The following is a 17,688-nucleotide window of genomic DNA, read 5'->3' as shown; positions in this document are numbered from 1 at the left end:
AGTTTCGCCTGGCTATGGGAGTTGGCAGGCTAACCCGGCGGGTGTGGGAAAACCACACTGCGGCGCCTGGGCGCCGCACGCTCAATCATGGATTCGATGGAGGGGTGATGAAAACAACATTCGTAAAACTGCTGCCGTGCCTGGTGTTCCCAGTACTGTTGCAACCTTTGGCCGCCAGTGCCGAGTCGTGCGCTGAAACCTTGAAAACCGTCGAGTCGCTGTACAACAACACCGTTGACAGGTGCCGCTCGGGGCCGGCGTCGAACTGTTCAGGGCTGCTGATCAGAGGCACCCATCGTTCGCCAGACGGCAAGTACGACGTTTGGAACCCCAGTCCGACGGCGGTGCAAAAAGGCACCTTCGCTGCCTCGTGGATGCGCGCCGATGGGATCAGCTATGAAGACCCGGGGCTGCGAACCAACAATGGTTATCTGATTACACCGTTCGACAGGGTCGATAAGCCAGAGACACCCGTACACGTGTATTGCGCCTTTCCCAACGATGCCTGGACCGATTTTCGCGACGATCAGGGCTGCGGTGACAACGAAAGAACCTCCTCGACCCAAGAGCCGGTCTGCCAGGCCATGCAGCCACCGATCAATGACGCCAAAGCCTGGGTGGCGTTGTTCAAAAAGTACCAGAGCGATAAACAGCAGAACTTGCGGCAATGTGGCTTCGACATGAGGGGGCGCAGCGCCAAGGACAATGACAACCGCACTGTTGCGTTTGAGCAATTCATCAAGGCGCGGCAGGTTATCAATAGCCGCGAGTTCCAGACGCAGACCGAGCTGCGCCTGGGCAATCCGAAAACCGATGAGTTGCCGATTCTGGCCTTCTTCTACAGTGAACCCCGAGGCCTGGAGGACGCGAAGAAAAACGCGGCGGACTACAAGGCGAAGACGGGCAAGGAGCGCAATATCGTCAAGATCGATTTCCCCAAGACACCGAACGGCAAGGCCAGGTTCTCCTGCGTGAGCACGGCGCCGACACCGCCTGCCAACCCGTATTGTGACAAGTACATCGCCTCCAGCAACTGGATCCAGCGTGACGACCCCAAACTGGGAAAAGACACCTGGACGCTGGAGGTCGTGCCTACCGATTGCGGGCGCAAGATCTCCGACGAGCAGACTGATCGGATGTGGGCCGAGCTGTACAACAAGCATAAGGATGACCAAGAGTGGCGCCAATACAGCCAGAATGGTGGCTCCATGCGCCGGCAAATGGTTTGTCACCTGACCTTGGTGGATGATGATCGGCCAGTGCGCAACAAACCTGAGTGGAATTTGGAGCCTGCGCGCCCCTATGTCGACCATGAAACGGCGTTGAAGATGAAGTGCAATCCCTATTGACGGGCGCTGTTGCGCCCAGTGGTATGGGGTGACCCATGAAATCGGCCCGCGATTCTCTGCGGGCCGTTTTCATGGCAGTGGTTCAATGGGCCGTCAAGGGTTGCACTGGGCCGCTTCGGTCTGGCCCGACGAGGTGGCCTGGCGGTAGGGTTCGAGGTTCCAGTCTTTTGAAGCCTGCCGCCCGCTCAGGGTCGGCACGACCTGCAGTCCGAAGAATTTCGCCCCGGTCTTGTTATCGGTCTGTTCGGACCAGGCAGCCGCCTCGATCTACTTGCGCACCGGGTTGCAGCCGCTCTTTCGCATGTCATTGGCAGAGACGGTCGGGCGGAAGGGCTCAAGGTTCCATTGCGTCTTGTTCGGATAGTGGCTGGCCAGGCATTCGACCTGGGCGCGCATGCTGCCTGGATAGATCTCGTTTTCACGCCAGTGCTGTCCGTCGCCATAGCGATTTTCCAGCGCCTGGTAGATGGCCTGGAGGTTGCCCGCGCTCACCTTGACTCCTTGCTTGAGCACGACATTGAGTGTCCACTCCTCGCGGCCCATGCCAGGGTCGTGGCGCTTCACCCAGGTGGCGGAGTCGATGTAGTCCTGGTCTTGAGCGTCGCCGTCGCTGGGTAAGGGTTGATCACCCAGCGGCACGACCTGATCGGCGGCTACATAGCTGAAGCGCTCGCTGGCCGGCTTGCTGAAGTCGATGCGCAGCACCGGTACCGCGTAGCCTTGCGCATAGAGCTTACGCTGGAACGCCTGTGCCGGTTTGAGCCCGACGGTGGGCTTGGCCTTGCTGGTATCGCCACGGGTATTGGCAACATAGGTGCTGTTGGGATCCCAGACGAAGGCGTCGATAAACGGCAGGCGCGCGCTGCCATCACTGGTTTGGCCTGCGTTGCGCAGCAGCATTTCATTGGTCAGCTCTTTGCGGGCAAAACTGTCGGCTGCCGGCTCCTCCCTGCCCAGCGGGTAGCGCGTGACTGTTCGCGGGTTCTGGTGCACATCGATCATCGCCGCCCAGTCGCTGGGCTGCTCGACGTTCCAGGAGCACTGGGTGACCTGGATGCGGTTCAGGTCGTTGCGCACATAGCGATAGTTTTTGCGCCACTGGTCCGCGGTATCGATGCCGGCACTGTCGCAACTGCCATAGGCCAGGGTGTTGTTGAGGTTTTGCGGGCTGGTCGCCGAACGAGCCTGATGGTTGGCGGGAAGCGCGGCATTGTAGGCGCCGCAGCCATGGGCTAGACGCTCCGGCCCGGTGAAACCATCGAAGCTGTAGATGCACATGAAGCCGGTCTCCATGACCGGCGCCTTGAGTTGCCGGGCATCCTCCGGCGTGCGCAGGATGAAACCGGCAGGGCGGATCAGGCGATTGGTGCTCAGGTCCGCGCGAATCCAGCTGAAGGAGGTGGCGCCTGTTTTCAGCGCATAAGGGCTGTAGTCCCATGGGTTGAAGGGGCCGTCGTCGACCATCCGCACGCTGACCCCGCTGCAATAGTAATAACCGCGCGGCGCGCCAGCGGGCTCCTTGCAGTCGCTGCGAAGGCTGTTGTAGTTCGCGTTGATGCGCTTGACGGTGTTCTGCGGGGTGTCGACGGCCACAACCGTGGCAGCTTGGGCGGCCGACGTCCCGAGAAGCAACGCAATCACCAATGTGTGCTGGTACATGAGACCTCCTGTCTTGGCTGGGAGGTCAAGGTTCTGTTACGCAGGTAGAGGCGTCTACTGGAAAAAATACCAGGTTGCCAAAGGCCTCAGACCTTGAACTGCTTGAGCAACTGCTCCAGCTCCTCGCTCAACCGTGCCAGGGCACTGCCCGCATCACTGGACTGGCGCGCCGCCTCGGCGGTCTGCTGCGACAGGTCGGCGGTTTCGGTGACGTTGCGGTTGATCTCCTCGACCACATGGGACTGCTGCAAGGTGGCGCTGGCGATCGAGGCGTTGAGCGCGCCGAGGTTGCCCAGGGCCTGGCTGATGGCATCCAGGCTGCTGCCGGCCTCACGGGCCTGCTCGACGGTCTGGCGCGAGGCCTCGCTGCTGGTGTCGATGGCGCGCACTGCCGCCTCCGATTGCCCTTGCAAGTGCTCGATCATGGTCTGGATCTCGGCGGTCGATTGGGCGGTACGCTGGGCCAGCAGGCGCACTTCGTCGGCGACCACGGCGAAGCCACGGCCCTGTTCACCGGCACGGGCCGCCTCGATGGCGGCGTTGAGGGCCAGCAGGTTGGTCTGTTCGGCGATCGAGCGGATTACCTCGAGCACACCGCCAATCTTGGTGCTGTGGCTGGCCAGTTCGCGGATCACCTGCACGGCCTGGTCGATGGTCGCCGAGAGCCGGTCGATCTGTTGCAGGCTGCCATGGATCGCCTGCTGGCCATGGCCGACCTGGGCCTGGGCGTTGCGCATCTCGCTGGCGGCCTGCTCGGCGTGCTTGGCCACGTCGTGCACGGCGTAGGTGACTTCGTTGACCGCGGTGGCCACCTGGTCCATCTGCAGCGACTGCTGGGCGCTGCGGGCCTGGGCTGCGCCGGCGTTGTCGCCGACATGCCCGGCAGACTCGGCCAGGGCGTGGGCGGCGCCTTGCAACTGGCCGATCACTCCCTGCAATTTGCCGTTGAAACGGTTGAAGTGCTCGCCCAGGTGGGTGATCTCGTCACGGCCGTGGGTATCCAGACGCCGGGTCAGGTCGCTTTCGCCGCTGGCGATGGTGCCCATGGCGTGTACCGCCTCTTGCAGCGGGCGGGCGATGCTGCGGGCGATCAGCATTACCAGCAGGGCCATTGCCAGGGCAATGGCGAGGCCGACCAACGAGGCATCGCGCAACTGGCGGGCGAACTCGGCCTGCACATCGTCGATGTACACGCCTGAGCCGATGATCCAGCCCCAGGGCTTGAACAGCTGGATGTAGGAGGTCTTGGCCACCGGCTCGCTGGCGCCGGGCTTGGGCCAGCGATAGTCGACCGGGCCTGCGCCCTGGCTGCGGGCCAGGGTGACCATTTCATTGAACACGGCGAAACCGTCAGGGTCGCGGATCGCAGACAGGTCCTGGCCATCGAGCTTGGGATTGGCCGGGTGCATGATCATCTTCGGCTGCAGGTCGTTGATCCAGAAATAGTCGTTCTGGTCGTAGCGCAGCCCGCGCACCACCTGCAGGGCCTGCTGCTGCGCGGCCTCACGCGTCAGGCTGCCAGCGGCTTCCAGGCCTTGATAGTAGGCCAGCACGCCGGCGGCGGTTTGCACCACGTGGCGGGTCTTCTCGGCCTTGGCCTGGTACAGGTCGCCATGCAACTGGCGCAACAGCAGCAGGCCCAGTACCACCAGCATGGCCACCGCCACCAGCAGGATCAGCCACAGGCGGCGGCTGATCGACATCGACCTCAGGGTCTTCATGATGCGTTACTCCAGTCTTGTTCTTTTTTGTCTGCATCCAAGCATGCTTTGCCATCGGCCCCCACACGACCAACGGCTAATGGGTAAAACCAGACAAGCCTTGTTGCAGGTAATACAGAAGCTGCAACACTTGCTTTGATAAGATTTCGGCCGCGCCAGATGAAACCTTTAGGCCGCTGAACTTTTCCGCTGGCTGCGGGACCAACTGTCGCTGTAAAACAGCGTCGCCGCGTGTGGCACCTGTAGATAAATCAAAATAAGCGGCCTGCCACGCGCAGCGTCGCACTTGGGGGATTGATGGATTTTTGGAGTGCCTTGCAGGCAATCATCTTGGGCGTGGTTGAAGGCCTGACGGAATTTTTGCCGATTTCCAGTACCGGGCACCAGATCATCGTTGCCGACCTGATTGGCTTTGGCGGTGAACGCGCCATGGCGTTCAACATCATCATCCAGCTGGGCGCCATCCTGGCGGTGGTGTGGGAGTTTCGACGCAAGATCCTCGATGTCGTGGTCGGCTTGCCGACGCAGGCACCCGCGCGGCGTTTCACCGCCAACCTGCTGATCGCCTTCCTACCGGCGGTGGTGTTGGGCGTGCTGTTCGCCGACCTGATTCATGAGTACCTGTTCAACCCGGTGACGGTGGCGGCCGCGCTGGTGGTGGGCGGCCTGATCATGCTGTGGGCCGAGCGGCGCGAGCACCGGGTGGACGTCGACCATGTCGACGAGATGCGCTGGAGCCATGCCTTGAAGATCGGTTTCATCCAATGCCTGGCAATGATCCCGGGCACCTCGCGGTCCGGCTCGACCATCATCGGCGGCTTGTTGTTCGGCCTGTCGCGCAAGGCCGCCACCGAGTTCTCGTTCTTCCTGGCCATGCCGACCATGGTCGGCGCGGCGGTGTACTCGGGGTACAAGTACCGCGAGCTGTTCCAGCCCGGCGACTTGCCGGTGTTCGCCCTGGGCTTCGTGGTGTCGTTCATCTTCGCCATGATTGCCGTGCGCGGCTTGCTCAAGTTCATTGCCAACCATAGCTACGCGGTATTTGCCTGGTACCGCATTGCCTTTGGCTTGCTGATCCTGGCTACCTGGGAGTTTGGCTGGGTCGACTGGGCGACGGCGCACGGCTGATGGCGCGGGCACAGACAGCGGGCCGGGGAGAGGCCCAGGGCGTGCGCCATGCGCGCCTGAAGTTGCTGGTGCTGGCGGGGCTGTGCCTGCTGCCGTTGCTGGGGGGGCTGCAGATGGGCCTCAGCGGCCAGTCGTGGTTGCCATTGGCGTTATATCCGGCGGTGAGCTTGATCAGTTTGCTGTTGTACTGGCAGGACAAGCAGCAGGCACGTGCCCAGGCCTGGCGTACGCCGGAAAAGGTGTTGCATGCCAGCGAGCTGCTGGGGGGCTGGCCGGGGGCATTGCTGGCCCAGCAGCTGTTGCGCCACAAGACTCGCAAGCTGTCGTATCAGCTGGTGTTCTGGGCCATTGTCGCGGTGCATCAGCTGTTCTGGATCGATCACCTGCTGCTGGGTGGCCGTTGGTTCGGCCAATGGTTTTGATCCACATGCGCTTTGCCACCTGTAGGCGCCAGCCTTGCTGGCGAACCAGGCAACGCGGCGCATGCACAGCACATCAGTCCAGCAGCAACCCCAGCTGCAGCCGCTTGGGCAAGCGCCGTACCACCAACTGGTGCGAGCGGCGCAGCAAGTCGCTCATTTCTTCCCGGGCCATGGGATAGGGCTGTTCCAGGCTGACCCACTTGGCCCGCGCCAGGTAGGGCGCCGGGCGTATCCCCGGGCGGTCGCAGTAGCCCAGGAACAGCTCATCGGCCACCTTGAACGCCAGCCCGTCGCCGCTCAGGCCCTGGATCGCGAACATCTTGTTGCCGGCCACCGAGAACACCCGTATGCCGCCCCATTTATAGTCCTCTTGCGCCCCGGGCAGGGCCAGGCAGAAGGCCGCGACCTGTTCTGCCGTCATCCTGTGCTCAGACATAACGCTCTCCACATGCCTCGAACGAAGCCGCGAGGTGGTCTATCCATACCCTGACCGCCGGCAGCAACCCTCGCCGGTGCGGATATACCGCCTGCAGGTAGCCGCCCGGCAGCGACCAGTCTGGCAGCAGGCGCACCAACTCGCCACGCGCCAGTTCCTCCTCGCAGAACATGCTGGGCAGGGCGGTAAAGCCCAGGCCCGCGCGGACCGCGGCATTGCGCACGACGAAGTCGTCGATGGCCAGGCGTGGTTCCAGCGCCACTTCCTCCTCACGACCGCCGGGGCCGAACAGGCGAAAATGCACCAGGCGGTCGGCCTCGGTGGCGCCCAGCACCGGCAATGTCGCCAGTTGCGCCGGCTCGTGGACATGCTCGGCAAAGCCCGGCGCCGCCACCAGTTGCATCTGCGCCTGACGCAGGCGGCGGGTGACCAGCGCCGGGTCTTCATCGCCCAGGTCGCGTACGCGCAGGGCCACGTCGATACCCTCGGAGATCAGGTCGACGCGACGGTTGAGCAGTACCATGTCCAGTTGCACCTGAGGGTACTGGGCCAAGAAGCGGCTGATGACATCCGGCAGAAAGGCATGGGCCAGGGCCACCGGACAGGACACCCGCAGGCGGCCGCGGGGCTCGCTGGACATGCTGGCCACCACTTCGTCGGCCATTTCTGCCTCCAGCAGCATGGCCTGGCAGTGGCTCAGGTAGCGTTCGCCCACCGCGGTGAGCTTGAGCTGGCGGGTGGTGCGTTGCAGCAGGCGGGTGCCCAGGCGCTCTTCGAGCTCGGCGATGCGCCGCGACAGCCGCGACTTGGGAATCCCCAGCTGGCGCCCGGCAGCGGCGAAACCGCCAGCTTCGACCACCCGGGCGAAGTAGAACAGGTCGTTGAGGTCTTGCATGTGACAGTCTCATTGTTCCATCAGTAGAACAAACTAACGCATTTTTGCCGACTTATCAGCCATTCGCTGTATAGGTAGGATTCTCTCCAACGTGATCGCCCACCGCCGCGGTCTTCATTCACAGGAGAGTCCCATGAAACTGTTGCATATCGATTCGAGCATCCTGGGCGACAATTCCGCCTCCCGCCAACTGAGCCGCGAAGTGGTCGACGCCTGGAAAGCCGCAGATCCGAGCATCGAGGTGGTCTACCGTGACCTGGCCGGTGACGCCATCAGCCATTTCTCCGCCGCCACCTTGGTCGCCGCTGGCACCCCCGAGGAAATGCGCGACGCCGCCCAGGCCCACGAAGCCAGGCTCAGCGCCGAAACCCTGGAAGAGTTCCTGGCCGCCGACGCGGTGGTGATTGGCGCGCCGATGTACAACTTCACCGTGCCGACCCAACTCAAGGCCTGGATCGACCGCGTGGCCGTCGCCGGCAAGACCTTCCGTTATAGCGAAGCCGGCCCTGAAGGTCTGTGCGGCGACAAGAAGGTGATACTGGTGTCCACCGCCGGTGGTCTGCACCAGGGCCAGCCGACCGGTGTTGGCCATGAGGACTTCCTCAAGGTGTTCCTCGGCTTCATCGGTATCACCGACCTGGAAATCGTCCGTGCCCACGGCCTGGCCTATGGCCCCGAGCACCGCGCCAAGGCCATCGACGCCGCCCAGGCGCAGATTGCCGGTGAACTGTTCGCCGCTGCCTGATCCCGCACTGCGGCAAGCAAGCCGACTGGCGCCTCGCGCGCCAGTCGGTTTTTTTCATCCAGTTTTCATGTGGCCACGGCGAAGCGGGTTCTATGCTGATCCATACCGCTGCCCGCTTGACGCACCGCGATGAACCGAACCCGCACCCTGATGGCCCTGTTGCTGCTCGCCGGCCTGTTGGCTCGCGCCGACGCGGCGCCATGGGTTGCCGGTTTGCACCATCTGACCCTGGCCGACCCGGTCGATGCGCGGCCCATGCAGGCGCTGGTGTTCTATCCGGCCAATGGCCAGGTGCGCAACCTGCGGATCGAGGGCTACCAGACCCGGGTCGCCGAAGAAGCACCGGTGGCCATGGGGCGGTTCCCGCTGCTGCTGATCTCCCACGGCAACACCGGCAGCCCGATGGCCCTGCACGATTTGGCCAATGGCTTGGCACGCCTGGGGTTCGTGGTGGTGGCGGTGATCCATCCCGGCGACAACAACCGCGACCACAGCCGCCTGGGCACCCTCAGCAACCTCTATGGCCGCCCTTTGCAGATAAGCGCCGCGATCACGGCGGCGCGTGCCGATGCCTTGCTCGCGCCTTACCTGAACGATGGCAAGGTCGGGGTGATCGGTTATTCGGCCGGGGGCGAAACCGCGTTGATCCTGTCTGGCGCCAGGCCTGACCTCGAACGGCTGCGCCGCTACTGTGAGGCCCGCCCGGGCGATGCCGATGCCTGCAAGACCCATGGCGTGCTAATTGCCGACCACAGCGAATTGGCGCCACGGGCTGACCCTCGGGTCGGGGCGGTGATGCTGATGGCGCCGCTGGGCTTGATGTTCGGGCGTCACGCCCTGGCTGGCGTGCAGGTGCCGGCGTTGATCTACAGCGGTGATCGCGACCAGTTGCTGGCCTTGGAGCACAACGCCGACGCCCTGGCCCGCAAGCTGCCGGTCAGCCCCGATTACCGGCTGCTGTCGGGAGCCGGGCACTTCGTGTTCATGGCGCCCTGCGATGCCGAGCAGCACCAGCGCATGCCCGTGCTGTGCAAAGACCCCGAGGGGGTCGACCGCCGGTATATCCACCGCTCGTTGCGCAGCGCAACCTCGGCGTTCTTCGGCCAGGCCCTGGGCGCGCCGGCGCCTGCCGAGCGTTCAGCCGCGCTGGCTGCGCCGGGCCAGCCACAAGCTCAGCGCAACCCCTGACAGCGCGAGCAGGGCGGCGACGCAGAAGATCGAGGCATAGCCCAGGCGTACCGCCACCGCCCCCATCACCGGGCCAGCAATGGCCAAGGCCAGGTCGAAGAACACCGCATAGGCGCCCAGGCCGGCACCGCGGCTGCTGCTCGGCACCTGGCGAATTGCCTCGACGCCCAGGGCCGGGTATACCAGCGACAGGCCGAACCCGGTCAGCCCGGCACCGAGCAGCGCCCACAGCGGCGTTGGCGCCAGCCACAGCAGCGCCAGGCCCAGGACCTCGGTGCCCATGCAGGCGATGGCGACGTTGTAGCCGCCAAAGCGGTTGACCGCGTTGACGAACAGCAGCCGCGAAACGATGAAGCACAAGCCGAAGGCGCTCAGGCACCAGGCCGCGCCAACCCAGCCGCGCTCCAGGTAATAGAGGGTAACGAAGGTGGTCAGGGTGCCATAGCCGATCGACGCCAGGGTCAGCCCCAGGCCGCAGGGTGCGACTCGGGCGAAGGCCGACCAGAATGGCAGCCGCTCACCGCGCACCACCACGACATCCGGGCGCCTGCGCAACACCGCCAGGGCCAGCAATGCCAGCACCAGCAAGGCAGGGCCTAACACCACGAAGTGCAGCGCATCCACCAGCAACACCCCCGCCGGCGCGCCAATGGCGATGGCGCCGTAGGAGGCGATACCGTTCCATGAGATGACCCGCGCCGTGTGTGGCGCGCCTACCTGGCCGATGCCCCAGCTCAGCGTCGCCACCCCGATCAACCCCTGGGCGATACCCAGCAGCAGGCGCCCGCCCAACAGCAGCGCCAGGCTCAGCCAGGGCAGGGCCTGGCTCCAGGCCGAGAACAGCGTGAGCAGGCCGCAGCCGGCGATACCGTACAAGCCGTAGCGAATGGCGCGCTTGCCGCCCAGGGTGTCGGCCACGCGCCCGGCAAAGGGCCGGCTGAGCAGAGTGGCCAGGTACTGCAGGCCGATGGTCAGGCCGGCAATGACCGCGCCGAAGCCTAGTTGATCATGCACGTGGCTGGGCAATACCGCGATTGGCAGGCCGATGCAGAGGAAGGCGATGAAGGTGTAGAAGACGATCGCGAGGATTTGCCGGGTGATGCCGAGGGTGCTGTGGGGCGTGGTCATGGGCTCGTTCGCGGGCGGGCGGTGGGCTGTGCCCATCATGGCCGCTGCGCGACGGAAAAGAAAGCAGGCTAACTAAACCATCGCGGGGCAAGCCCGCTCCCACAAAGGCTATACAGACCTTGTGGGAGCGGGCTTGCCCCGCGATTGAGTCAGGCGGTCAATAGCGCTGGCTATCGTTACCCGTCGATCAGACCACCACGCCCTGGCTGCGCAGGTAGTCGTCGTAGGTACCGCTGAAGTCCACCACGCCATCGGCGCTCAGCTCGATGATGCGGGTGGCCAGCGACGACACGAACTCACGGTCGTGGCTGACGAACAGCAGGGTGCCCGGGTAGTTTTCCAGCGCCAGGTTCAGCGCCTCGATCGATTCCATGTCCAGGTGGTTGGTCGGTTCGTCCATCACCAGTACGTTGGGCTTTTGCAGGATCAGCTTGCCGAACAGCATGCGGCCTTGTTCACCACCGGAAATCACCTTCACCGACTTGAGGATCTCGTCGTTGGAGAACAGCATGCGCCCCAGGGTGCCGCGGATCACCTGCTCGCCGCTGGTCCACTGGCCCATCCAGTCGAACAGGGTCATGTCGTCTTCGAAGTCGTGGGCGTGGTCCTGGGCGTAGTAGCCCACCTCAGCGCTGTCGGTCCACTTCACCGCGCCCGCGTCAGGCTGCATTTCGCCGACCAGGGTACGCAGCAGGGTGGTCTTGCCGATACCGTTGGGGCCGATGATCGCCACGCGCTCGCCGGCCTCGATGGTGAAGCTGAAGTCCTTGAACAGCACCTTGTCATCGAAGGCCTTGGCCATTTTCTCGACGATCACTGCCTGGCGATGCAGTTTCTTCGTTTGTTCGAAGCGGATGAACGGGCTGACGCGGCTCGAAGGCTTGACCTCGGCCAGCTGGATCTTGTCGATCTGCTTGGCGCGCGATGTGGCCTGCTTGGCCTTCGAGGCGTTGGCCGAGAAGCGGCTGACGAAGGTCTGCAGCTCGGCGATCTGTGCCTTCTTCTTGGCGTTGTCCGACAGCAACTGCTCGCGCGACTGGGTAGCAGCTGTCATGTATTCGTCGTAGTTGCCCGGGAACAGGCGCAGCTCGCCGTAGTCCAGGTCGGCCATGTGGGTGCAGACGCTGTTGAGGAAGTGGCGGTCGTGGGAAATGATGATCATGGTGCTGTTGCGCGCCGTGAGAATCGTTTCCAGCCAGCGAATGGTGTTGATGTCCAGGTGGTTGGTCGGTTCGTCCAGCAGCAGCACGTCCGGGTCCGAGAACAGCGCCTGGGCCAGCAGTACACGCAGTTTCCAGCCGGGCGCGACCTCGCTCATCGGGCCGAAGTGCTGCTCCAGAGGGATACCCAGGCCCAGCAGCAGCTCGCCGGCGCGGGAGTCGGCGGTGTAGCCGTCCATTTCGGCAAACTCGGTTTCCAGCTCGGCGACGGCCATGCCGTCTTCCTCGGTCATCTCCGCCAGCGAGTAGATGCGGTCGCGCTCGGCCTTGACCTTGTACAGCTGTTCGTGGCCCATGATCACCGTGTCGATCACGGTGAAGTCCTCGTAGGCGAACTGGTCCTGGCGCAGCTTGCCCAGGCGGGTGTTCGGCTCGAGCATCACCTGGCCGCCGGACGGCTCGAGGTCGCCGCCGAGGATCTTCATGAAGGTCGACTTGCCGCAACCGTTGGCGCCGATCAGGCCGTAGCGGTTGCCGTTGTTGAATTTGACCGAGACGTTTTCGAACAGCGGCTTGGAGCCGAACTGCATGGTGATATTGGCGGTGGAGATCAAAGCGCTTACCTATCAGTAACTTACGCGGCTGGATTCTCGGCTGATACCGATTTGATACCAATCTTGAGCTTTTCCAGCTCGCTCCAGTCGGAGCTTGAGTTGAGCCAACGCGCATACGTCGACAGCAGCATTTGCACGCTGTGACCCAGCTGTTGGGCGATAAATGCGGGGTTGAGGCCAGACATTAAGCATATTGTCGCATAGGTGTGACGACAGTTGTATGGGGGCCTCCTCCTGATACCCAGCTCATTCAGCACCGGCACCCATTGCTTGTGCAGGTCCGACGTCTGTTTCACGTATTCGCTCCCCTTCGACGGAGGGAACACGTAAGCACGTAGCCGACGGATCCCAGAGCCCGACCACAGCGTCGGGCTTTTTGTTGCCTGCAGGAAAGCGCATGGAGCCTCCTGGCATTCATCATGGCCCTGGCAAGCTACGCCCTGCATCGCGACATCAGCGCCAAGGTCTTTCTTGGCTGCTATTCATCATTCAGGATCGAAAAACTCGCAGGGCACTGGTTGCATATACAGTAATATGCTGCCATAGTGATTTCACTCCCGGGTCCAAATGCAGCACATGCACACTGGTGGTGCTGATCAATAGGACCGAACGAAAGCCCTGAGCTTCGAGCCATCGCCTTTGAGCGACATGAATGCGGAATTTCCCGCGATCAATCATTCAATTCAAAGGTGAAAAAATGAACACAGTAACTATGGGTAAACACTTCATTACCGCTTTTCCTAAAGGGGTTCTGGAGATCGTTTCCGCGGCACAAAACACTGGTGGTCTGATCATCCAGACCGGCCTGATCAAGACCTCGACAGGTACCGTTGATTTGTATGTTGGCCCGACCGGTTCAACCATTTCCAACTCGGCAATCATCTTCTCCGGCAATGGTTCCACCATCGCTGGTAGCGACTCGGAGATTGTTATGCCGTACCCGATCCGCATTCCCGCGGGACAAGCATTGTGGGCATACTCGTCTACACCGAATGGTGCAATCGCACTGACTTGGGATTTACTGGCCTAATGCTTCCTTCTGATCCCGCCTAGTGGCGGGATCTTTCATTGTGGCTCCGCCTCACCGATTGCTCCGAGTTGGGAGTGTTGCTGGTGTCGGCTTTCTTCTGGGTACCTTTGGCGACTCTCTCATCGCAGCCCTTCACCGTGCAATCAACGCCGTATCGTCCGGGATGATCGTCATCTGGGCGACCTGGTACGTACTGAGCGGTAAGGGGCGAGACGGGATCATCAGCGGAGTCATCACCACTGGCGTGATCTACGCGGACACCAAGGCAGGCGTAGCCGTCGTGCATGACATCCCACTCAAATCCTCTGATGGCGAACACCCGAACATCAATTCGTCAGAAGGCGTTACCGCTCTAGGCTGGATCGGATTTGCCGTGATCGCCATGGCCCTGGCTGCACCGCGACATCAGCGCCAAGGTCTTTCTTGGCTGCGTATTCACCATTCAGGATCGAAAAAACTCGCAGTCAACTGGTTGCATATACAGTGCTATGCTGCCATAGTAATTTCACTCCTAGGTCCAATAGCGGCACATGCACACTCGTGGCACTGATCTATAGGACTGAACGAAAGCCCTGAGCTTCGAGCCATCGCCTGTGAGCGACATGAAAGCGGAATTCTCCGCGATACAACATTCGACTCAATAGGTGGTTAGTATGAACGCAGTAAAAGTTGGCAAGAATTACCTGACAGTAAACCCAGGTAGCAATGTGGTTCAGGTTGTAGCTCCTGCGGCAAATACCTCCGGTGTGATTGTTAGCACTTGCCTCATCAGTACGTCCAACGGCGGGGTGGGAGTGTTCACTGGTACTTCTGCTCCTTCGAGCATTGCCGACCAATCCAAGCCAATCATTTTCTCAGCAAATGCGAGTTCGGCTGTCGGCACTGGCTCGGAGCTTGCTCTTCCTTACCCATTGTTTCTTCCCGCAGGTCAGGGGCTGTGGCTCGCCGCAAGTGTTCCAGGCGCAGCGGTTGCGCTGACGTGGGATGTCTTGGTTTGATCTGAGAGTGCGTGTAAGGGCTTCGATAGAGGCCCCACAGTAGACATAAGTCTCTAGTTAATCCATCGCCTCGGCATTTGCCGGGGCTTTTTTGTTTCTGGAGCACACAGATGAACGAAGAGTCGAAGCGCCTCAAGCAATACGTCATCGACGCCGTCGTTGGCGGTAACCTTGATCGTCTTGGTCCTAGCCTGGCCAGCCTCTGGACGGTTGACCCGGGCGAGTATCGACAGCAGCGCTCGAGCAGAAGAACAACGTCGCGCCGCGGCACATGAAGAGGTGAGGGCGCACGTTAATGAACAGCAGGCGTTTGCCGATAACGATGCTGCTGGGGCTGATGCTGCTGGCCAGCGGCTGCGCGACGAAGCCGGCCTGGCATGCGAGGCGTCCTACGACCGCTTGGCCGAGTAGGGCAACTGAGGCACAAGAAGAATGAACCCCGCTTTATAGCGTTGGGTCACAACAAGATCGTGATGCACCCGGCGATATGCCGGCAAGGGAGAGATTATGCGAAGGAAAGAGCTGAAGAGGGAGGTCCAGTCTTGGGCTATGGTTGCGCTCTGGGTCTGCGGTATTGCGCTGGCCACTTTGGCCTGGCACCGCATGCTGACTTGAAGCGGTGCTCGTTGCGGTCCGCTCGAGCCTATGCTGCCCTGATCAAGCCACCAGGGCGGTATGGAGAGTAAACCACGCTTGGGAAGCAGCACCTGTTCCGTCTGTGGGGAAGGCTCAAGAGACCTGCGTCAGGCATTCTTGATCCAAGCAATATTGACCTATCTTGCACACCGGTCCCTGCATAAGGACGTTGTAGTGGTCATCAAGCTCGATAGCGATTTGACCACCCGGCATGTGCACGGTTATCTGCCGGTCAACGAACCCAAGCCGGCGCGAAACTGCCGCGGCGGCACAACTGCTGGTACCCGAAGACAGCGTGTAGCCAACGCCTCGCTCCCAGATCTGCACCCTCAGGTTTGCGCGGTCGATGACGCTCACGAATTGAACATTGGTCCTGTTCGGGAACCGCGATAAATGTTCGATGATCGGCCCGAGCCTGCGGGCGAGTGCCTCGGTGGGCTGATCGACGAACACCACGCAGTGGGGGTTGCCCATCGACACTGGGTGCAGGTGCAGTTGCATGCCATCGAGGTCCACGGCGTGTCTTTCGATCTCGGGGAAGCTCGCCATGCCCATGGCGATGGAAATGCGCCGACCGTTGTCGAGTACCTGGCAATGAACCCGCCCGCCTTGGGTTGTCAGCTCGAACGGCGCGTGCGTCACGATGCCCTGATCCCAAAGATAGCGACAGAGAATACGCAGGCCGTTGCCACTCTTCTCTGCCTCGGAGCCATCGATATTGAAGATGCGCACCGCGAGCGGCGCGTCGGCCGCGATTAGCGGCACCAGGATGCCGTCGCTGCCCAGCCCTTTGTGTCGGTCGCAGATCAGCGAGATTGCCTGGGCCGAACAGGCGAACGGTGTGTGGTCGTGGTAGACCAGATAGTCGTTGCCGGCCGCGTGGTATTTCATGAACTGCATGGGTTATAGCTCCAAGAGGCGCCTGGGGCGGTCAGGGTCAGTCTTGCTACACCGCTACGCCAGCCGCAACAGGCTTCATCAGTCATGCGGCGAGTGGCCGTTGACGTCTGAGGCGGATGTTCGAACTTGTTTCGGCCAGCGCTGCGCGGTCATGGGCAGCGGGGCGTGGCAGCCATCAATGAGTTCAACTCGCCATAGGTGTGGGCCTTCAAGGCATGGCTGTCGAGTTGCCCACGCTCCAGGAAGCTGCGGGCCAAGCCAGCCATGGCGCCGTACAAGAACTCGGCGATGCTCGAGCCGGCACTCAGGCGCCTGACACCGAGGCGTTGCAGCTCGCCCGGCGCAGCCAGGCCTTCGCGCCAGAGCAGGTTGACTGGCAAACGCGATGTTCGGCACAGCGTGGCGATTTCACCAGCCTCGACCACGCCAGCGGCGAACAATCCGTCTGCGCCGGCATTGGTATACAGCGCGGCGCGCTTGAGGAGTTCTTCCAGGCGTTGCTCGGCAGGCACCAGGTTTTTCAGGTAGACGTCGCAGCGCACGTTGACGAACAGCTTGACCCCGTGCCGACTGGCAACGTTCCTGGCGGCGTCGAGCTTGCGCATGAGCAGCTCGGGAGAGCCCGCGCCGTCTTCGATATTGATGCCGACCGCGCCCTCGGTGATGACAGCGTCGATCACTTGCGCGACCTGCTGAGGGTCCTCCGAATAACCCCCTTCGATATCCACCGTCAGGGGGACGCCAAGCACCCGCGTCATGGAGCCGATGGTGGACCGCAACAACGCCAGCGGCAGCTGATTGCCATCCTGATAGCCGTGGGACCAGGCCATCGCCGCGCTGCTGGTGGCGACGGCCTTGCTGCCCAGGCGCTCGACGAGACGCGCGCCGCCCGCGTCAGCCACGTTGGCCAGGGTCAGCAAGCCGTTCTGGTGAAGACCATGAAACACATCATCCAATGCCGCCATGAAATCCCGCTCCTTAGAACATCATAATGTGGCCCCTGGTCGAGGTGGTGCGCACCGGCCCTGAGTGTACCTCCATGGCGGGGTAGTCGGAAGCAGGGCAGGGCTGTAACCACAGGGGGCGTGAGTGCGGCGATATTCGACACAAGTCAGCCGCGCTGCGACGCCAGCAGTTTTTCCAACAGCGCGCAAAGCTGCTCCTGTTCTTGCGTATCCAGCCCAGCAACGATCGTGTGCTGGTTGGCGACATGGAGCTCAACGGCTTTTTCAATCAGCGCGAGGCCGTCGGATGTGAGTGCAACGAGCGTTCCTCTTTTGTCTGCCGGGTTCGGCCGGCGCGCAACCCAGCCAGCCTTCTCCAGCCGATCGATCCGATTGGTCATGCTTCCAGACGAGATCATGGCGGCTTCATAGAGGTCGGTCGGCGTCAGGGCGTACGGTGCGCCACTGCGGCGCAATGTGGCCAAGACATCGAACTCCCCTGGCTGCAATCCAAACTCCGCAAACAAGGGGTTTAGCCGGTCACGCGCGACCACCAGTGCGGCTTCTGCCAGGCGACCCAACAAGGTCATCGGTTTGGTATCGAGGTCTGGCCGTTCGCGCGCCCATTGGCTGGCTGCTTTCAGTGCTCTGTCCATTGTCCCGTCCGTTATTTATCTTTACGTAGAGATAATTTATCTCTACATTAAGATAACAGAGCGCGGACACGCGGAAAAC

Annotated in this window: 19 protein-coding genes and 2 pseudogenes; 10 read left to right on the top strand and 11 right to left on the bottom strand. The window is 62.2% G+C overall.

Features of this window, described 5'->3' with window-relative positions; genetic code table 11:
* Positions 1 to 107: 107 nt before the first annotated feature.
* Positions 108 to 1,349: a DUF2599 domain-containing protein gene (locus tag ACODS5_RS05080; protein WP_489108115.1), complete on the top strand. Its 1,242-nt coding sequence runs from the start codon at positions 108 to 110 to the stop codon at positions 1,347 to 1,349.
* A 267-nt stretch (positions 1,350 to 1,616) separates the two neighbouring features.
* Here ACODS5_RS05080 and ACODS5_RS05075 read toward each other — a convergent pair whose 3' ends face one another.
* The 3 genes and pseudogenes from ACODS5_RS05075 to ACODS5_RS05065 all read right to left on the bottom strand — a co-directional run.
* Positions 1,617 to 3,008, bottom strand: a complete 1,392-nt coding sequence (locus ACODS5_RS05075) for a DUF2599 domain-containing protein (protein ID WP_489108114.1) — start codon at positions 3,006 to 3,008, stop codon at positions 1,617 to 1,619.
* A gap of 86 nt (positions 3,009 to 3,094) precedes the next feature.
* On the bottom strand, positions 3,095 to 3,829 hold the full coding sequence (locus ACODS5_RS05070) for a methyl-accepting chemotaxis protein (RefSeq protein ID WP_372239473.1): 735 nt from the start codon (positions 3,827 to 3,829) through the stop codon (positions 3,095 to 3,097).
* A gap of 138 nt (positions 3,830 to 3,967) precedes the next feature.
* Positions 3,968 to 4,663: pseudogene (locus ACODS5_RS05065) on the bottom strand (cache domain-containing protein); the annotation flags it as partial.
* 363 nt (positions 4,664 to 5,026) lie between these two features.
* Here ACODS5_RS05065 and ACODS5_RS05060 point away from each other — a divergent pair.
* Both ACODS5_RS05060 and ACODS5_RS05055 read left to right on the top strand, forming a co-directional pair.
* A complete protein-coding gene (locus ACODS5_RS05060; protein WP_134689700.1) occupies positions 5,027 to 5,857 on the top strand; it encodes an undecaprenyl-diphosphate phosphatase in 831 nt (276 codons plus the stop codon).
* Positions 5,857 to 6,279 (top strand): DUF1294 domain-containing protein, encoded by a 423-nt coding sequence (locus ACODS5_RS05055; protein WP_489108113.1) that lies wholly within the window; start codon positions 5,857 to 5,859, stop codon positions 6,277 to 6,279. The genes ACODS5_RS05060 and ACODS5_RS05055 overlap by 1 nt, the downstream gene beginning before the upstream one ends.
* 73 nt (positions 6,280 to 6,352) lie before the next feature.
* Here ACODS5_RS05055 and ACODS5_RS05050 read toward each other — a convergent pair whose 3' ends face one another.
* Both ACODS5_RS05050 and ACODS5_RS05045 read right to left on the bottom strand, forming a co-directional pair.
* Positions 6,353 to 6,715, bottom strand: a complete 363-nt coding sequence (locus tag ACODS5_RS05050; protein WP_134689698.1) for an MmcQ/YjbR family DNA-binding protein — start codon at positions 6,713 to 6,715, stop codon at positions 6,353 to 6,355.
* Positions 6,708 to 7,610, bottom strand: coding sequence for a LysR substrate-binding domain-containing protein (locus ACODS5_RS05045; RefSeq protein WP_134689697.1), 903 nt, complete (start codon positions 7,608 to 7,610; stop codon positions 6,708 to 6,710). Before ACODS5_RS05045 ends, ACODS5_RS05050 begins: the two co-directional genes overlap by 8 nt.
* 133 nt (positions 7,611 to 7,743) lie before the next feature.
* On the opposite strand from ACODS5_RS05045, the gene ACODS5_RS05040 reads away from it, so the two are divergent.
* Both ACODS5_RS05040 and ACODS5_RS05035 read left to right on the top strand, forming a co-directional pair.
* Entirely contained in the window at positions 7,744 to 8,355 is a 612-nt protein-coding gene (locus ACODS5_RS05040; protein ID WP_134689696.1) for an FMN-dependent NADH-azoreductase, read from the top strand.
* Positions 8,356 to 8,484: 129 nt separating this feature from the next.
* The gene (locus ACODS5_RS05035; protein WP_134689695.1) at positions 8,485 to 9,543 is read left to right on the top strand and encodes an alpha/beta hydrolase family protein; all 1,059 of its coding nucleotides are present in this window, start codon (positions 8,485 to 8,487) and stop codon (positions 9,541 to 9,543) included.
* Here ACODS5_RS05035 and ACODS5_RS05030 read toward each other — a convergent pair.
* The 3 genes and pseudogenes from ACODS5_RS05030 to ACODS5_RS05020 all read right to left on the bottom strand — a co-directional run.
* Entirely contained in the window at positions 9,493 to 10,671 is a 1,179-nt protein-coding gene (locus ACODS5_RS05030) for an MFS transporter (RefSeq protein ID WP_489108112.1), read from the bottom strand. The genes ACODS5_RS05035 and ACODS5_RS05030 overlap by 51 nt on opposite strands.
* 187 nt (positions 10,672 to 10,858) lie before the next feature.
* Positions 10,859 to 12,445, bottom strand: a complete 1,587-nt coding sequence (locus tag ACODS5_RS05025; RefSeq protein ID WP_489108111.1) for an ABC-F family ATPase — start codon at positions 12,443 to 12,445, stop codon at positions 10,859 to 10,861.
* A gap of 20 nt (positions 12,446 to 12,465) precedes the next feature.
* Positions 12,466 to 12,771, bottom strand: a pseudogene (locus tag ACODS5_RS05020) (site-specific integrase); the annotation flags it as partial.
* 371 nt (positions 12,772 to 13,142) lie between these two features.
* Here ACODS5_RS05020 and ACODS5_RS05015 point away from each other — a divergent pair.
* The 5 genes from ACODS5_RS05015 (at position 13,143) to ACODS5_RS04995 (ending at position 14,884) form a co-directional block, all read left to right on the top strand.
* Complete coding sequence (locus ACODS5_RS05015; protein ID WP_134689692.1) at positions 13,143 to 13,475, top strand: hypothetical protein; 333 nt, start codon at positions 13,143 to 13,145, stop codon at positions 13,473 to 13,475.
* Positions 13,476 to 13,638: 163 nt separating this feature from the next.
* Complete coding sequence (locus tag ACODS5_RS05010; RefSeq protein ID WP_167659432.1) at positions 13,639 to 14,025, top strand: hypothetical protein; 387 nt, start codon at positions 13,639 to 13,641, stop codon at positions 14,023 to 14,025.
* A 103-nt stretch (positions 14,026 to 14,128) separates the two neighbouring features.
* Positions 14,129 to 14,473 carry a hypothetical protein gene (locus tag ACODS5_RS05005; protein WP_134689691.1) on the top strand — a complete coding sequence of 115 codons (345 nt, stop codon included), beginning with the start codon at positions 14,129 to 14,131 and terminating at the stop codon, positions 14,471 to 14,473.
* A gap of 110 nt (positions 14,474 to 14,583) precedes the next feature.
* Positions 14,584 to 14,748, top strand: a complete 165-nt coding sequence (locus tag ACODS5_RS05000) for a hypothetical protein (RefSeq protein ID WP_489108155.1) — start codon at positions 14,584 to 14,586, stop codon at positions 14,746 to 14,748.
* The gene (locus ACODS5_RS04995; protein ID WP_489108154.1) at positions 14,684 to 14,884 is read left to right on the top strand and encodes a DUF2514 family protein; all 201 of its coding nucleotides are present in this window, start codon (positions 14,684 to 14,686) and stop codon (positions 14,882 to 14,884) included. Before ACODS5_RS05000 ends, ACODS5_RS04995 begins: the two co-directional genes overlap by 65 nt.
* A gap of 318 nt (positions 14,885 to 15,202) precedes the next feature.
* On the opposite strand, the gene dapF is transcribed toward ACODS5_RS04995, so the two are convergent.
* From dapF to ACODS5_RS04980, 3 genes are all read right to left on the bottom strand, one after another.
* The gene (dapF, locus tag ACODS5_RS04990) at positions 15,203 to 16,009 is read right to left on the bottom strand and encodes a diaminopimelate epimerase (RefSeq protein ID WP_489108110.1); all 807 of its coding nucleotides are present in this window, start codon (positions 16,007 to 16,009) and stop codon (positions 15,203 to 15,205) included.
* Positions 16,010 to 16,158: 149 nt separating this feature from the next.
* Positions 16,159 to 16,974 carry an isocitrate lyase/PEP mutase family protein gene (locus ACODS5_RS04985; RefSeq protein ID WP_489108109.1) on the bottom strand — a complete coding sequence of 272 codons (816 nt, stop codon included), beginning with the start codon at positions 16,972 to 16,974 and terminating at the stop codon, positions 16,159 to 16,161.
* A 146-nt stretch (positions 16,975 to 17,120) separates the two neighbouring features.
* Positions 17,121 to 17,609 (bottom strand): MarR family winged helix-turn-helix transcriptional regulator, encoded by a 489-nt coding sequence (locus tag ACODS5_RS04980; RefSeq protein WP_489108108.1) that lies wholly within the window; start codon positions 17,607 to 17,609, stop codon positions 17,121 to 17,123.
* Between the last annotated feature and the right edge of the window lie 79 nt (positions 17,610 to 17,688).

It is taken from the genome of Pseudomonas sp. FG47 (genome assembly GCF_057809115.1).
The sequence above is the reverse complement of the archived record's forward strand: the minus strand, read 5'-3'. Positions and strand labels throughout refer to the sequence as shown.

Bases quoted from the DNA above. Each gene is read 5' to 3' on its own strand.
- ACODS5_RS05000 (WP_489108155.1), top strand. From the start codon at position 14,584: ATGAACGAAGAGTCGAAGCGCCTCAAGCAATACGTCATCGACGCCGTC.
- ACODS5_RS05010 (WP_167659432.1), top strand. From the start codon at position 13,639: ATGATCGTCATCTGGGCGACCTGGTACGTACTGAGCGGTAAGGGGCGA.
- ACODS5_RS05045 (WP_134689697.1), bottom strand. From the start codon at position 7,610: ATGCAAGACCTCAACGACCTGTTCTACTTCGCCCGGGTGGTCGAAGCT.
- ACODS5_RS05035 (WP_134689695.1), top strand. From the start codon at position 8,485: ATGAACCGAACCCGCACCCTGATGGCCCTGTTGCTGCTCGCCGGCCTG.
- ACODS5_RS05015 (WP_134689692.1), top strand. From the start codon at position 13,143: ATGAACACAGTAACTATGGGTAAACACTTCATTACCGCTTTTCCTAAA.
- ACODS5_RS05040 (WP_134689696.1), top strand. From the start codon at position 7,744: ATGAAACTGTTGCATATCGATTCGAGCATCCTGGGCGACAATTCCGCC.
- ACODS5_RS04980 (WP_489108108.1), bottom strand. From the start codon at position 17,609: ATGGACAGAGCACTGAAAGCAGCCAGCCAATGGGCGCGCGAACGGCCA.
- ACODS5_RS05030 (WP_489108112.1), bottom strand. From the start codon at position 10,671: ATGACCACGCCCCACAGCACCCTCGGCATCACCCGGCAAATCCTCGCG.
- ACODS5_RS05050 (WP_134689698.1), bottom strand. From the start codon at position 6,715: ATGTCTGAGCACAGGATGACGGCAGAACAGGTCGCGGCCTTCTGCCTG.
- ACODS5_RS05080 (WP_489108115.1), top strand. From the start codon at position 108: ATGAAAACAACATTCGTAAAACTGCTGCCGTGCCTGGTGTTCCCAGTA.
- dapF (WP_489108110.1), bottom strand. From the start codon at position 16,009: ATGCAGTTCATGAAATACCACGCGGCCGGCAACGACTATCTGGTCTAC.
- ACODS5_RS05075 (WP_489108114.1), bottom strand. From the start codon at position 3,008: ATGTACCAGCACACATTGGTGATTGCGTTGCTTCTCGGGACGTCGGCC.
- ACODS5_RS04985 (WP_489108109.1), bottom strand. From the start codon at position 16,974: ATGGCGGCATTGGATGATGTGTTTCATGGTCTTCACCAGAACGGCTTG.
- ACODS5_RS05005 (WP_134689691.1), top strand. From the start codon at position 14,129: ATGAACGCAGTAAAAGTTGGCAAGAATTACCTGACAGTAAACCCAGGT.
- ACODS5_RS05060 (WP_134689700.1), top strand. From the start codon at position 5,027: ATGGATTTTTGGAGTGCCTTGCAGGCAATCATCTTGGGCGTGGTTGAA.
- ACODS5_RS05055 (WP_489108113.1), top strand. From the start codon at position 5,857: ATGGCGCGGGCACAGACAGCGGGCCGGGGAGAGGCCCAGGGCGTGCGC.
- ACODS5_RS05070 (WP_372239473.1), bottom strand. From the start codon at position 3,829: ATGGACCAGGTGGCCACCGCGGTCAACGAAGTCACCTACGCCGTGCAC.